The following is a 14,824-nucleotide window of genomic DNA, read 5'->3' as shown; positions in this document are numbered from 1 at the left end:
CGTTGGTAGGTTTACGTATAGATAGCAAAAAGGAGTACCAAGACTCCTTTTTGCTGAGCTTAAAAAGTATTAACTAACCCTATTCAGGTTAACTACTTTTAGTCGCTGCTTTCATGTTTGTGACAAAACTATGTAGTTGAGTTAGCATCTGTTGATTGTCATGTAAATTATCTTCAATTATTTTAACCACAGCTGAGCCGCTAATAGCACCAGAAGCACCAGCGAGGAGCGCGGCTTTAACTTGCTCAGGAGTTGATATCCCAAAACCAATCACAGGTGGTGCTGCGCGATATTGTGTTAACGCAGCAATGAGGTTATCGGCTGCAGGTGCTGCTTGTGTTGACTGTACATTAACCCCTGTTACGCCAGCACGGCTTAACACATAGGTATAGCCACGTGAAAAAGAAGCGACTTCTTTTAATGTATCGCTACTAGCATTGGGGGGGGCAATAAAAATAGGCGCAATATTGTGTGCTAGTGCCGCTTTTCTAAACGGTAAGCTCTCTCTTATTGGTAAGTCGGCAATTAAAACCGAGTCAACGCCTGCTTCACTCATATCTCGATAAAAATTATCTATGCCACGAGCAAAAACAAGGTTGCCATACAATAGTAAACCAATAGGGATGTGTGGTGCATAGGCTCTAACTTGCTTAATTATTTCAATACAGCCGTCGGTATTCATACCAGCGCCTAAGGCACGTAATGCCGCCATTTGTATTGTTATGCCATCAGCACTTGGGTCTGAAAAAGGAATACCTAGCTCAAGCGCATCAGCACCGGCATCAATTAAGGTTTTAATCACCGCAAGTGATTGCTCTGCATTAGGATCACCAATGGTAACAAAAGGAATAAACGCTTTTTCATTTTTTTCGCGTAATGCTGAAAACGATGCTTGATAGCGACAAGTGGCATCATTATGTTGTGTTGAATTATTCATTACGCTTCACCTCTATGTTTTACGGCACCTTGCTCTGCTGTTTCAGGAGATAATATGGCATGCACATGAGCTAAATCTTTATCGCCTCGCCCTGATAAGTTAACCAAGTAAATAGTTTCTGTGGTTGCTTGCTCTGCCATTTTTAATGCTTGAGCCAGTGCGTGAGATGACTCTAGCGCAGGAATAATACCTTCGCTTTTAGCTAATGCTTGAAATGCATCAAGTGCTTCATCATCATTAATTGGCACATACTGTGCTCGACCGGTTTCTTTTAAGTAGGCATGTTGTGGGCCTACTGCGGGGTAATCAAGCCCAGCTGATATAGAGTAAGACTCTTCAATTTGTCCGTACTTATCTTGCATAATGTAAGTGTAATTACCATGCAACATACCTTTAGTGCCAGCAACTAGTGTTGCGCCATGCTCTTTGGTGTTAATGCCTTTACCACCGGCTTCAACGCCAATAAGCTTAACTCCTTCTTCATGAATAAAGTCATTGAACATACCAATAGCGTTAGAGCCTCCGCCTACCGCAGCAATAACGTAATCAGGTAAGCGACCTTCCTCTGCTAATAATTGTACTTTAGCTTCTTCGCCAATCATTTTTTGAAACTCGCGTACTATGGTTGGAAACGGGTGAGGGCCAGCTGCAGTACCGAGTAAGTAATGCGCTTTTTCGTAATTGGCAGACCAATCACGTAGTGCTTCATTAACGGCATCTTTTAAAGTACCAGAGCCTGCAGTTACAGGAATAACTTCAGCGCCCATTAACTTCATTCGAAATACATTAGGTTGTTGACGCTCGCAATCAACAGCGCCCATATACACTTTACATTTTAGCCCTAATAACGAGCAGGCAATTGCGGTTGCAACACCATGTTGACCAGCACCCGTTTCAGCAATGATTTCTGTTTTTCCCATGCGTTTTGCTAATAGGGCTTGACCTAATACTTGGTTAGTTTTGTGTGCACCACCGTGTAATAAATCTTCACGTTTTAAATAGATTTTTGCTAAAGGGTTTTTAACAATATTACGACAACAGGTTAATGGTGTTGGGCGACCAGCGTATTTAGTGAGTAAGTTATTGAACTCGGTTAAAAACTCTTCGTCAGTTTGCGATTCAATAAATGCTTGTTCAAGTTGCTCTAATGCCGGTACTAATAGTTCACCCACATACATGCCGCCAAACTCACCAAAATAGGCGGGTAGGGTTTCTTTAGGAATAGTGCTAGTTGCACCTGTGCTTTGGGTTTCTTGAGTCATCTTAATAATTCCTTATGCGCGAAAAAACTTGTTGTAGTTTTTCGTTTGATTTTACGCCAGGACTAGTTTCAACACCTGAGTTGATATCTAGGCCAAATAAATCTAAATGTGTTAACTGAGCTAGAGCTAAGTCAATATTATCGCTATTTAATCCACCGGCTAATAAACTGGTAGATAAGTCTTGTGTACTTTGTGCTAACACTTGCCAGTCAAACGCTTGTCCGCTACCTGGGCTTTTACCGTCTAACACATGATGAGGAACGGTCGCGTTTAGCGTGGGCACATCAGAGGTTACAGCGCTTGCTTGCCATATTTCACATAATTGGCAGTTATTGTCATTTAAAGCGGTTCGTAATGCTGCGATATAATGTTCATCTTCACTACCGTGTAGTTGAACAGCGCTTAAATTTAGGCTTTGAGCTAAATCAATGATCTCACTTGGTTCGTGATTCACAAATATACCCACATATTCAAGTTGTGGTTTGGCGTCAATAATGGCTAATGCTTGTGCTTTGTTAATGGCACGGGGTGATTTTTCAGCAAAAATTAATCCGCCATAACGTGCGCCTGCATTAGCAACATTTTCAATATCAGTGATATTAGTGAGACCACATACTTTGTTATTACCAAAAATGAGTTTTCGACAAGCTAAGTCAATGTCGTTAAATGGGTTGTTATCCATTGCCATTAACGAGCTGCCCACTAAAAATCCATCAACCGCAGGAGCAAGTTCTCGCACTTGCGCATTATTATAAATACCTGATTCTGAAATAATAATGCATTCATCAGGTAGGGTTGGCGCAAAGTCGAAGGTGCGGCTAATATCGGTACTTAAGTCACGTAAATCACGGTTGTTAATACCAATCATTTTAGCGCCTAAGGCAATAGCACGGTCTCGTTCTTCTTCATTCGATATTTCAGTCAGTACTGCTAAATTATATTGCGCTGCTACATTAGCGAGCGTGGTATATTCTTCATCAGACAACACACTTAACATCAGTAATACAGCATCAGCGCCGTAATGTCGGGCTAAATAAACCTGATAAGGGTCAATGAAAAAGTCTTTATTTAGTACGGGGCAAGTAACGGTTTGGGTCACTAAGGCTAAATAATCAAAGTTACCTTGAAAATACTTCTCATCGGTTAATACTGAAATAGCCGCGGCGTATTTATCATAAGTTTGGCAAATAGACTTCACATCAAAATCAGGACGAATAAGCCCTTTTGATGGTGATGCTTTTTTACACTCTAAAATAAACCCCGCTTCAGGTTTTTCTGGTGTACGTTTAAGCGCCGCATACATATCTTTGGTTGTTGGTTGAAGCGCATCTATAAAGCTGGCTAACGGCTTTGCTTTTTTTAAAGCGTCAATTTCAATACGCTTGTCTAGTACTATTTTTTCTAAAATATTTGCCATGTGCTTATTTCGCTCCCTCGGTCACTTGAGATTGGGCTGAATTTGATAAGTTAACCATTGCCATTAATGTATTTAAACCTTGGCCTGACGCTAAAACATTGCTTGCTAATTGTGCTGCAGCAGCTAAAGAGTCGGCTTTATCGTGTAAGTAGAGTAAAGCGGCACAGTTGATAATTACCGCAGCATTATGGGCGGCTTCTCCTTGTCCCGATAAAATGGCTTTAATTGTTTGGGCGTTCTCTTGTGGACTGCCACCTTTGATATCTTCCAATGAGTATTGTGCTAAACCAAAATCATCAGGAGAAAAACGGCGATGAATTAATCCACCTGCTTTTATTTCAATAGCTTGAGTCTCACCGTGTAAAGCTATTTCATCTAAACCACTACCATAAACAACAAAGGCACGTTTAACGCCGGTTAATAAAAGTGCTTGCGCGATAGGCTCTAATAACTCAGGCGTGTAAACACCGAGTAACATAATATCAGGCTTAGACGGGTTAACTAACGGTCCTAAAATATTAAATAGGGTACGAATTCCCATGCTTTTACGCACTGGCGCGGCATATTTAAAGCCAGAATGATAAGCGGGAGCATATAAAAAACATAAGTTGGTTTCGGTTAAACAGCTATTGGCTGTTTCAGGACTCATGTTTAGGTTTACACCAAACGCTTCAAGCAAGTCGGCAGAGCCAGACATACTTGAAACACTTCTATTACCGTGCTTTGCGACTTTAATGCCACAGGCGGCAGCTAAAATAGCGGCGGTAGTTGAAATGTTAATAGTGTTAGCGCCATCACCACCAGTACCAACACAGTCAGCTACGGTAATATTGCTATCCCGGTTTGGAAAAGAAGTAGCAGCCTCTCTAATTGCCATTGCAGCGCCGGCAATTTCAGCAGGTACTTCACCTTTTATTTTTAGCGCTGTTAATACACTGGCCAGTAAGGCGGGTTCAATATTTCCTTGGAGCACTTGCTCAAAAAAAGCAGTAGTTTGTGCTTGCGTTAAATTTTGACCATCGACTAAAGCCGCAAGTAGGTTATGCTGAGCCATGAGCTACCTCGTTATTCGTTTTAGTTAAAAAGGGGCTGTTAAGCGTGCTTTGCAAAGCTAATAAATGTTCAATGCTTTGTGCTAAAAGTGTACTACCAAAGGTGGTAAGAATAGACTCAGGGTGAAACTGAAACGCTAACACGGCGTCATCTTCATTACTAATTGCCATACACATATCTTGATAGTGAGCAATAACATTTAAGCTGGTAGGGATTTCTTTACCAACCAGTGAATGGTAACGGGCAACCGGTAATGGGTTTTGAATTCCTTTAAAGGCGCCACTTGCACTATGTTCAATATTTGAGGCTTTGCCATGAACAATTTCCTCAGCGCGATCAACTCTACCGCCGTAATGTTCGATTAGGGCTTGGTGACCTAAACAAATACCTAGCATGGGTATTTTACCTGCACATAAAGCAATAAGCGCCATTAAACAACCAGCGTTTTTAGGCTCTCCAGGGCCTGGAGATAACACTAACATTACGGGCTCACCGGTGTTTTTAGTATGTTCTAGCATTTTATGGTAAATGAAATCTGCGCTTAGGGTATTGCGATAAACGTTAAGCTCGAAACCTAAACAATGAAATTCATCAACTAAGTTATACGTGAACGAGTCAAGGTTATCGAGCATGAAAAGCTTAGTCATGAGCATGCTCCTTAGTAGGGGTCGTCGTGGTATTTTTTGAGCTAGCAACACTTTCTTGGTTGGCTAACTTAATGGCGTTAAGTACCGCTTGTGCTTTTTGTCTGGTTTCATTCGCTTCGCTGATAGGGTCTGAGTCATAAACAACGCCAGCGCCAGCTTGTACTTGCGCCATATTATTTTTAACAAACGCAGAACGAATAACAATACAGGTATCCATTTCACCAGTGCCGGTAAGGTAACCTACAGCGCCGCCATAACTGCCGCGTCGTTTGCCTTCCACTTCGCGTATTAATGACGTGGCTTTAACTTTAGGTGCGCCAGATAATGTGCCCATATTCATACAGGCTTGGTATGCGTGCAATGCGTCAAGCTCTGTTTGCAAAGTACCACAAACACGAGACACCAAATGCATAACATGAGAATAACGGTCTACTTTTAATAAATCGGCAACATAGCGCGTACCAGGCTGCGATACTCGGGCAATGTCATTACGTGCTAAATCAACAAGCATAATGTGCTCAGCGGATTCTTTTTTATCTTGGCGTAGTTCTAATTCAATACGGCTATCTAAGTCTAAAGAGATATTGCCTTGGCTATCAAAGCCACGTGAACGTGTACCTGCAATTGGGTAAATTTCAACTTGTCGGTTGCTTGATTGGTACTTTATGGCCGACTCTGGCGATGCACCAAAAATACAAAAATCACTGTCTTTAAGGTAGAACATGTAAGGGCTTGGGTTACTTAACTTTAACGCTTGATAAGCGGCAATCGGGTTATAACAAGGTAAAGTAAAAGTGCGAGAGGGCACTACTTGAAAAATATCACCGGCGCGGATGTTTTCTTTGAGTTTTTCAACAATTTGACAATAAGCATCATCACTAATATCAACGGTTAACTCAGGTACTGTCGTGTTTTCATCAACAACTTGATTAATCAATACGTTCAGAGATTTTACTTGCTCTGTTGAAATATCATGGCTTAAGGCCGCAGTTATTTGTGCTAAACGGGTTTTAATTTGTTGTTCGCATTGCTGGTTTAAGTCGCTGCTGTTAGCTGACTCGCTATTTGACGGCTGTTGGCTAAAAATATTACCGATTACTTCAGTACTTTGTTTTTCATGATCTATAACCACTAACGTTTCGGCTAAATAATAAACAAAGTCTGGGCAAGTATTTTCGCCCTCGTTAACCTCTGGTAAGTCTTCAGCAATTGCCATTAAATCAAAAGCAAAAGCGCCACCAAGAAATACAGCGAAAGGGTGGCTTTGGGCAGTAATGCATTGATTAAAGAGGCGTAAACTGTGTAATGAGTTGACCGCGTTTAAGCGCTCTTTTTCATCTAACTCGTTAGGTACAGCTGCAAAGGTAACAGTTAACGTTTGTTTGTTATTTGATAAGTGATTCTTAAGAATTGCATCGCCATAAGCTTGTAATTGTTGCTCGGCAAAAGCAATGGCAACTTGACCGTTTAAAGAAAGTGCTGAGAAGGTCACAGTATTACCATGACAAACTATTTTTACGGCGGCATCGGTTAATAATAAGCTCTTTAGTAAATGCTTTTTATCTATTTCAGCTGACTCGAGTAAAATATTATGATCTTTGTTGTGACATAATAATTGATAAACACTCAGTGGATCACTTTGATAGCGTGCGCTATCGGTAATGGTTTCTATATTCATGATATTTTTCTTCTAAATTATGTAAATTGGGGCGTTGTCATCCTGCATAAATTGGCAAAAGCCACCAAATAAACCATGTTTTTGTTTTGTTCATTGTTTTTCTCGTATTGTTATCGCTAATGCTAAAAAGTAAAAAACCCGCTAATAGGGCGGGTTTTTTGGTAATGTGTTTTATCTTATTTATAGATACACGCAATTATCACAACCCGTATTATGTTGAGTTATGCCACCACCATGTTGTCATTTTAATTGCTGTTTTCATCTAAGAATAACCTTTTGCTTGTATCTTTATAATGCACTTATCAGTAAACTTATAGGTACTGCCTAGAATCATCTAGATAAGCTTTAATTCCTATAGAAGACAATATTATGGCGCTACTGTCAACCATTGATTTCCCACATTTGATCATTGAAACCCAAGGCTATGCGCATAAACGTATTGATTTACATAGCCACACTAATTGCTCAGATGGCGGATTGTCGCCACAGAGCTTAATAGATAGGGCACAGAACTATCAAATTGATGTGCTAGCGATTACCGATCACGATACGGTAGCTGCACTTGATATAGCTGATAATTATATTGCAGAAAAAAATGTTCCACTAAAACTCATCCACGGTATTGAAATATCTACCGCGTGGCAAGGGTTTGAAATTCACATTGTTGGTTTGAATATCGATAAAAGCAACAACGAACTCACACAATTAATTAGCGACCAACAAGCGGCTCGTGAGTTACGTGCGACCACTATGGGTGAAAAACTCGCAAAATGTGGCTTTCCTAACATTTATGATGATGCTAAAGCATTGGCAGGCAAAGGCTCTATTACTCGCGCACACTTTGCTAAGGTGCTTTATCAGCAAGGCCATGTTAGTAATATGCAACAGGCATTTGACAAGTATATTGGTAAAAAAGGCTCTAAGGGACAGCGAGCTTACGTTAAACCTAACTGGTGTAGTATTGAAGAGGCGGTGCGTGTTATTCATGCCGCAGGCGGTACTGCGGTGATGGCGCATCCCATACGTTATGATTTATCGGCTAAGTGGCTCAGGCGCTTAATTGTTGACTTTACCCATGCCAATGGTGATGGCTTAGAGGTGGTTTTACCACAGATGTCACCTGAACAGCGAAAAAAAATGCTAGAATATTGTTTAGAATACAATTTATACGCATCGATGGGCTCTGATTTTCATTACCCAAGTAAGTGGAGTGATTTAGGGCGCAATTTAACTATGCCAGTGGGTGCTAAACCTATTTGGGCGCTATGGCATTAATGTTAATTTTACCGATAAATAATATGAAAGCAGTATTCGCGCTAATTATCATTAAAAAGAAAAGGAAACTATCATGAGTCAATTTTTTTATGTACATCCTGATAATCCGCAAGGGCGCTTAATGAAGCAAGCCGCAGAGATCATTAATCAGGGGGGCGTGGTGGTTTATCCTACCGATTCTGGCTATGCACTTGGCTGTCACTTAGGTGATAAAAAAGCACTAGAGCGACTTTGTCGTATTCGAGATATCGATAAAGAGCATAACTTTACTCTAGTCTGCAAAGACTTATCACAAATCTCAGAATATACGCGTGTTGATAATAGTGCTTTTAGGTTACTTAAAAACAATACTCCTGGAGCTTATACCTTTATTTTTAAAGGTAGCAAAGAAGTACCTAAGCGCTTGTTAAACCCAAAAAAGAAAACCATAGGTATTCGAGTTCCTAATAATACCATTGCACAAGCCTTGTTGAGTGAACTGGCAGAGCCTATAATGTCTACCAGTTTAATTATGCCAGGCCAAACTATGGCTGAGTTTGATCCTGAGCAAATACGAGATTTATTAGAACACAGTGTTGATTTAATTATTGATGGTGGTCATTTAGGTGAGCACCCAACTACAGTCATAGATTTTTCTAATGACGATATTGAAATTATTCGAGTTGGTGAGGGTGATCCGTCGCCGTTTGAATAACCTTATTCAACTATCGTATTGCGTTTTTCGCTCATTAAGGTGAGTGATTAGCAATACACCAATAAATGAGTCAGAAGTAAGCTTCAAGGGAGCCACTACTGACGTAATCGAGAAAATAGCATGGCTGTTGATAAGCAAAAAGCAAATAAAGATAACGCAAGTAAAAATAAAGCAGATAAAAACAACGCTGCTGATAACAAGTACGGCAAACGCGGCAGTGATAAAAACACTACCGCTAAAAAAGGTACTGTTAAAGGCGCGGCTAAAAAGTTAGTGGGAAAAAGTGGCCAACAAGGTAAAAAAGTTGCGCCAAAGCCAGTTAAGGTAAACTTTCAAACGGCTTCAAACACCGATTCAGAAAAAATTCAAAAAGTCCTCGCTCGAGCCGGTAAAGGCTCACGTCGTGAATTAGAAACAATGATAACCGAAGGCCGTGTCAGTGTTGACGGTAAATCAGCGTTTCTAGGCGATCGTATCAAAGGTACAGAGCAAATAAGAATTGATGGTCACTTAGTAAAACTAACGGCACAAAGTGATGATATTTGTCGCGTACTTATTTACAACAAACCTGAAGGTGAAATGTGTACGCGTAAAGACCCTGAAGGTCGACCTACGGTTTTTGATCGTCTGCCACCATTAGAAACTGGGCGCTGGGTTGCGGTTGGCCGTTTAGATATTAACACCTCGGGTATGCTGTTATTTACTACCGATGGTGAATTGGCAAACCGTTTAATGCACCCATCTCAAAAAGTAGAGCGTGAATACGCTGTACGTGTGTTTGGGGAAATTAACGAAGCGATGTTACAAACCTTACGAACAGGTGTTACTTTAGATGATGGTCCTGCACGTTTTCAAAAAATCACCTACCGTGGTGGTGAAGGCCGTAATCACTGGTTTCATGTAGTGTTATCTGAAGGACGTAACCGCGAAGTACGTCGTTTATGGGAGAGCCAAGAAGTACAGGTTAGCCGATTAATTCGTGTCCGTTATGGCGACATGGAAATGCAACGTCAACTGCCTTTAGGTGGTTGGAAAGAGCTTGGCTTAAAAGATGTAAACTATTATCGTAAGCTGGTTAACTTAACGCCTGAAACACAAAGTAAGGTAAAAGTTGACGAAAAAGCGATGGATAACGCTAAAAGTCGTCGTATTCGTCGCTCAGTTAAAAAGCATCAACAAAGACAAAGTCAAAGTACTCGTCGTCGCCATAAATAGCACTTTGTTAATTCTCATTATTACCATTAGAAATACTATTACATGCCTTATCAGTTAATTGAAAACCAACGCGAATTAAATGAATTATGTGAACAACTATCAGCGGCTCCATTGCTTGCTGTTGATACTGAGTTTGTTCGTACACGGACTTTGTACGCTAAGCTAGGACTGTTACAAGTATCTGATGGTAATGTGGTTGCTTTGATAGACCCGATCGCAATCGCCGATTTATCACCATTTTGGCAATTAATGCGTAATGAAAAAATAACTAAAGTGCTCCATGCTGGATCTGAAGATTTAGAAGTGTTTTTAACCTCAGGTAACTGTAAACCGGTTAACTTGATTGATAGCCAAATTATGATGTCATTTTTAGGGCATGGTCTATCTATGGGCTATGCTGCTATGGTTAAACACTTCCTTGATCTTGAACTTGATAAATCAGAATCACGAACCGATTGGACCAAAAGACCCTTAACAGCAAAGCAGTTATCTTATGCTGGCGCAGATGTTGAGCACTTGTTTGCCTTATACCCCAAGTTATTGGCAGCGTTAACGCAAGCGGGTTATGTAGAAATAGCCCAACAAGAAACGCAATCTTTAATTGAGAAGAAATTCACGCCTATTGATGATAGCCAGCTTTATCTTAATATGAAAATGAACTGGCGTTTAAATACCAAACAACTTAATACCTTAAAGTTTCTTTGTCAGTGGCGCTATCAACAAGCCAAAAGTCGTGACTTACCGTTAGGTTTTGTGGTGAAAGACACAACGTTAATGGCCGTGGCACAAAGTAACCCTGATAGTTTGCAAGCGATGCAAAAAATTGAAGGGGCTGAAGTACTTGATGTACGCCATCAAGGTAAGGCTATGTTGGCTGTGTTAAAACAAGCCGAGCACAGTGACGTTAATTCATACCCAGAAAAAATAAAGCGTTTAGATGACTACCCCGGTTACAAACAAATTTTTAAGAAAGTTAAAACCTTTATTACCCAGCAAAGTGAATTACATCATATTCCGCTTGAGTGCTTAGCCTCTAAAAAGCAAATAAATCAGTTTTTAACATGGCATTTCAACCTAAACCGTGCTCAAGAGCTAGAGTCCACTGTGGAATTGCTTAGTGGCTGGCGTAAAGCGTTAGTGGGTGAAGTGCTGATTAACTTTGCGAATAACCAGTTTAACGTCTAGTAAGCGACAATTTTGCTAAATATCTTTTAAACCTGGTTCAGGTTAAATAATGTATGCGAAACATTCGTCGAAACACTCGAGCAACATAACAGTTAAATTACATATTCCACCTAATAAATTCACTCTGCTTAACGTAGACTCTATTAGGCTGAAATATATTTACGATAAGCACTGAACATAAACAGATGCTCGTGATATATTTATCTCGTTAACTTACTTATCCGATATAGGTCTCCATTATGCTATGTGCAATTTATAAAAGCCCCAAAAAAGATCAAACTTACCTTTATGTTAAGTCACGAGATGACTTCTCTAGTGTGCCAGAAGCGCTCATGATTACTTTTGGCACACCACATTTAGTCACCTTAACTAACTTGGCCACTAAGAAGAAATTAGCGCTGGCTGACTTAGAGAAAGTAAAAAGTAGTCTTAACGAGCAAGGATATTATTTGCAACTTCCACCACCGAAGGAAGATTTACTAAAAACACATAAAGCGCAAATGACAGCTCAAAATGAATTAAGCACTAAGGAATGATGATGCGATTTAACCTAACTAAAATAAAACAAGCTTTAACGGCACTCGTTTTAGCAACCAGCGCCATGTCGACTCAAGCGTTAGCTGAAAAAAAAGAGCTAACAGAAGAGGGCTTTGCATTGTATGTTACCGAACTAAAAAATGAAGCGATTAAGCAAGGTTTTAGTGAAGCATTAGTTAATAATAGTTTTGCCGATGTTAAGTTTCATAAGCGAGCGGTCAAGGCAGACCGAAGCCAGCCTGAAAAAGTAGAAACCCTAGATACTTACTTACCAAAGCGCGTGCCGCAATGGAAAGTTGATAAAGCACGAACTTTGTATAAACAACATAAGGACTTGCTTAATGATGTTGCTGAAAAGTACAGTGTTCAGCCACGATTTATTGTTGCTTTATGGGGATTAGAAACAAATTTTGGTAGTTATACCGGCGGTTACAATGTTATTTCAGCGTTATCTACATTAGCGTATGAAGGGCGACGCGAAACCTTTTTTAAAAAGCAGCTTATGGCAGCATTAACAATACTTGATGAAGGACATATTAATATTGATAACATGAAAGGCTCTTGGGCTGGTGCTATGGGACAAAACCAATTTATGCCTACGTCATTTTTAAGTTACGCGGTTGATGGCGACGGTGACGGAAAGAAAGATATTTGGCAAAACCAAGCTGATATATTTGCGTCAATGGCCAATTACTTACAAAAAGAAGGTTGGAATGATGAGCTAACTTGGGGTCGACAAGTTAAATTGCCAGAAAACTTTGACACATCGTTAGCTATTCCTAGAAATACCGGTAGTCGTAAAAACTGGTTAAAAGCTTGGGGTGACAGTGAAAAAACCTTGAGTGAGTGGCAGGCATTAGGAATACGCCGTGTTGATGGTACTAACTTACCACATGTTGATATTAAAGCTGCATTGGTTTTTCCTGATGATGAAAATGGTCGAGTGTACTTAGCTTATGATAACTATAAGAGCTTAATGCATTGGAATTTATCATATTATTTTGTTAGCTCTGTTGGGCTTTTATCTGATCGTATCAAGTTCCCGCCCGTTCAGTAAACTGTTATAATAAAGGCATCCTGGAGCGATGCCTTTTTTTATGTCTGAATTTTATCTACTCAGATCATTAGGCTCTCGTACTATCTTTTGTCGAATATAACTTGAACTAATATCATGACTAATACCCAAGCAGAGCAACCTTTTTGGCAGCAAAAATCATTAAAAGAAATGACCAAGAGTGAATGGGAGTCATTATGTGACGGCTGTGGCAAATGCTGTTTAAACAAATTTATTGATGATGAAAGCGCTGAAGATGAAAACGAATTATTATCGACAGATCATATTAATGAAGGTGAGCAAGTATATTATTCAAACATTGCATGTCAGTTGCTTAATGAAAAGACTTGTCAGTGCTCTAAGTATGAAGCACGAACAGAATTAGTGCCTGAATGTATTCGGTTAACACCCAAAAATATTGAAGCGGTATTACTAATGCCACCCAGTTGTACTTATCGTCGTTTGCAAGAAGGGCGAGATATTCCATCATGGCACCCACTGTTACATAAAGGTAAAAAATCTGCCATGCATAAAGCGGGCATGTCGGTACGCGGTAAAATTCTAAAAGACGATGAAGTGAGACTTGAAGATTATGAGAATCACATTGTGACTTGGCCGCTTGATGATATTGACTAACTTATTTATAAATTAACTATGGTAATAATGCTCCAGGGCTAAAAGATAAGTATATTTTTTGTAAGCCCTGGTGATTGTTATCACTAAATTTAATGTCTAAATCTTTGTCTTTAAAGGAGTATTGCTCAAACTGTTTTATTAAACATGCATGACTTAATTCTTGTTCGCAACGTTTTGCAACCTCGGAAAATACATGGGCATTTATATAACCTTCTAGCTGCACTCTATTTAATTTATTTACTCCCGCTTTTGTCATATCATTTTTAAACCTTTGACAGATAGTCCACCGACATTCACTTGGATCGGGGAAAACCTCCGTTATCATCACACGGCTATTATATTTGAGCCGAGAGTATACTTCGTGACTGGCTATAAACGATAGGCTGGTAAACAGTACGTCAATTTTTTCTTGAGCGGCAGTGTTGATTAAGTGACTAAAGGGCTCGTAAGTACCAATAAAAATAACCGCATCAATAGGTTTTGTTTGTAGTTTTTTAATAACATGACTCATATCTCGAGTATTTCGCTGGTAACGAGCATTCACAACAGGCGTTATATTGTAGCGACTCAATTCTTTGTTTAAAGCTCGTTGAGCAGCTAAACCAAACTCGTCAGCTTGTATTACTAAAGCAATGTTTTTATAACGCTTTTTATTGATTAAATAGTCTATTTGGGTTTGTGCTTCCTGTAGGTAACTTGCTCTTAAATTAAAAATGTTTTCTTGAATTGGGCGGCGTAAAAAGTCAGCACCAGTAAATGGCATCAGGTAAGGTATACCGGTTTTTTTTAATATTGGGAAAATGGCATAGGATGTTGGTGTACCAACGTAACCAAATAAAGCAAATATTTGTTCTTGTTCTATGAAAGTCCTAGTATTAATTACCGTTAATTTAGGCTCATAATTATCATTTAAGCTAAGTAACTCAACCTGTTTCCCATTAATACCGCCTTGTAAGTTGAGTTGTTCAAAATAGGTTTGAGAGCCAAGGTATAACTCGGCTCCTAAGGATGCAACAGGGCCAGCTGTGGCATTAGACATGCCAAGCTTAACTTTAGTGTTGGCCAGCACCGTAGTACTAAAGCACATTATTATTGATAATATAATAGATGATTTGAACAACGTACTTCCTTTAACGACTCAACATAATCACGATAAAATATAATAAAAGCTGTATATACATATAATTAGATAATCTAAGTGTATAAGCCTAGGCGAAACATGCAAGTGAATTAT

The 14,824-nt window shown here is 39.6% G+C and carries 14 protein-coding genes; 7 read left to right on the top strand and 7 right to left on the bottom strand.

The features are described 5' to 3' along the window. Positions 1 to 88: 88 nt before the first annotated feature. From trpA to ABD005_RS08030, 6 genes are read right to left on the bottom strand one after another with little or no spacing between them, the layout of a single operon-like run. Positions 89 to 937, bottom strand: coding sequence for a tryptophan synthase subunit alpha (gene trpA / locus ABD005_RS08055; protein WP_215980565.1), 849 nt, complete (start codon positions 935 to 937; stop codon positions 89 to 91). After that, complete coding sequence (gene trpB / locus ABD005_RS08050) at positions 937 to 2,199, bottom strand: tryptophan synthase subunit beta (RefSeq protein WP_343816843.1); 1,263 nt, start codon at positions 2,197 to 2,199, stop codon at positions 937 to 939. Before trpB ends, trpA begins: the two co-directional genes overlap by 1 nt. A 1-nt stretch (position 2,200) precedes the next feature. Further along, positions 2,201 to 3,616, bottom strand: a complete 1,416-nt coding sequence (gene trpCF, locus ABD005_RS08045; RefSeq protein ID WP_215980563.1) for a bifunctional indole-3-glycerol-phosphate synthase TrpC/phosphoribosylanthranilate isomerase TrpF — start codon at positions 3,614 to 3,616, stop codon at positions 2,201 to 2,203. Between the two features lie 4 nt (positions 3,617 to 3,620). Beyond that, positions 3,621 to 4,670: an anthranilate phosphoribosyltransferase gene (gene trpD / locus ABD005_RS08040; protein ID WP_343816841.1), complete on the bottom strand. Its 1,050-nt coding sequence runs from the start codon at positions 4,668 to 4,670 to the stop codon at positions 3,621 to 3,623. Then, positions 4,657 to 5,316 carry an aminodeoxychorismate/anthranilate synthase component II gene (locus ABD005_RS08035; RefSeq protein ID WP_343816839.1) on the bottom strand — a complete coding sequence of 220 codons (660 nt, stop codon included), beginning with the start codon at positions 5,314 to 5,316 and terminating at the stop codon, positions 4,657 to 4,659. The genes trpD and ABD005_RS08035 overlap by 14 nt, the downstream gene beginning before the upstream one ends. Then, positions 5,309 to 6,994, bottom strand: coding sequence for an anthranilate synthase component 1 (locus tag ABD005_RS08030; protein WP_343816837.1), 1,686 nt, complete (start codon positions 6,992 to 6,994; stop codon positions 5,309 to 5,311). Before ABD005_RS08030 ends, ABD005_RS08035 begins: the two co-directional genes overlap by 8 nt. Positions 6,995 to 7,363: 369 nt before the next feature. Between ABD005_RS08030 and rnm the strand changes: the two genes are divergently transcribed. The 7 genes from rnm (at position 7,364) to ABD005_RS07995 (ending at position 13,590) form a co-directional block, all read left to right on the top strand. Continuing rightward, a complete protein-coding gene (gene rnm, locus ABD005_RS08025) occupies positions 7,364 to 8,269 on the top strand; it encodes an RNase RNM (protein ID WP_215980559.1) in 906 nt (301 codons plus the stop codon). A 73-nt stretch (positions 8,270 to 8,342) separates the two neighbouring features. Then, positions 8,343 to 8,963, top strand: a complete 621-nt coding sequence (locus ABD005_RS08020) for an L-threonylcarbamoyladenylate synthase (RefSeq protein WP_215980558.1) — start codon at positions 8,343 to 8,345, stop codon at positions 8,961 to 8,963. A 120-nt stretch (positions 8,964 to 9,083) separates the two neighbouring features. After that, complete coding sequence (gene rluB, locus ABD005_RS08015; protein ID WP_343816835.1) at positions 9,084 to 10,178, top strand: 23S rRNA pseudouridine(2605) synthase RluB; 1,095 nt, start codon at positions 9,084 to 9,086, stop codon at positions 10,176 to 10,178. A 42-nt stretch (positions 10,179 to 10,220) separates the two neighbouring features. Continuing rightward, positions 10,221 to 11,363 (top strand): ribonuclease D, encoded by a 1,143-nt coding sequence (gene rnd / locus ABD005_RS08010; protein ID WP_343816834.1) that lies wholly within the window; start codon positions 10,221 to 10,223, stop codon positions 11,361 to 11,363. Positions 11,364 to 11,602: 239 nt separating this feature from the next. Further along, the gene (locus tag ABD005_RS08005) at positions 11,603 to 11,899 is read left to right on the top strand and encodes a YcgL domain-containing protein (protein ID WP_215980556.1); all 297 of its coding nucleotides are present in this window, start codon (positions 11,603 to 11,605) and stop codon (positions 11,897 to 11,899) included. A gap of 2 nt (positions 11,900 to 11,901) precedes the next feature. Next, positions 11,902 to 12,957, top strand: a complete 1,056-nt coding sequence (locus ABD005_RS08000; protein WP_343816832.1) for a lytic murein transglycosylase — start codon at positions 11,902 to 11,904, stop codon at positions 12,955 to 12,957. Between the two features lie 114 nt (positions 12,958 to 13,071). Then, positions 13,072 to 13,590, top strand: a complete 519-nt coding sequence (locus tag ABD005_RS07995) for a YcgN family cysteine cluster protein (protein WP_343816830.1) — start codon at positions 13,072 to 13,074, stop codon at positions 13,588 to 13,590. Positions 13,591 to 13,606: 16 nt separating this feature from the next. Here ABD005_RS07995 and ABD005_RS07990 read toward each other — a convergent pair whose 3' ends face one another. Further along, positions 13,607 to 14,677: an ABC transporter substrate-binding protein gene (locus ABD005_RS07990; protein WP_343817177.1), complete on the bottom strand. Its 1,071-nt coding sequence runs from the start codon at positions 14,675 to 14,677 to the stop codon at positions 13,607 to 13,609. Positions 14,678 to 14,824 lie beyond the last annotated feature (147 nt).

The sequence above is a fragment of the Colwellia asteriadis genome (assembly GCF_039523295.1).
Lineage (GTDB): Bacteria > Pseudomonadota > Gammaproteobacteria > Enterobacterales > Alteromonadaceae > Colwellia > Colwellia asteriadis.
Note: the sequence above shows the minus strand (reverse complement) of the source record. Positions and strands in the feature narration are given on the sequence as shown.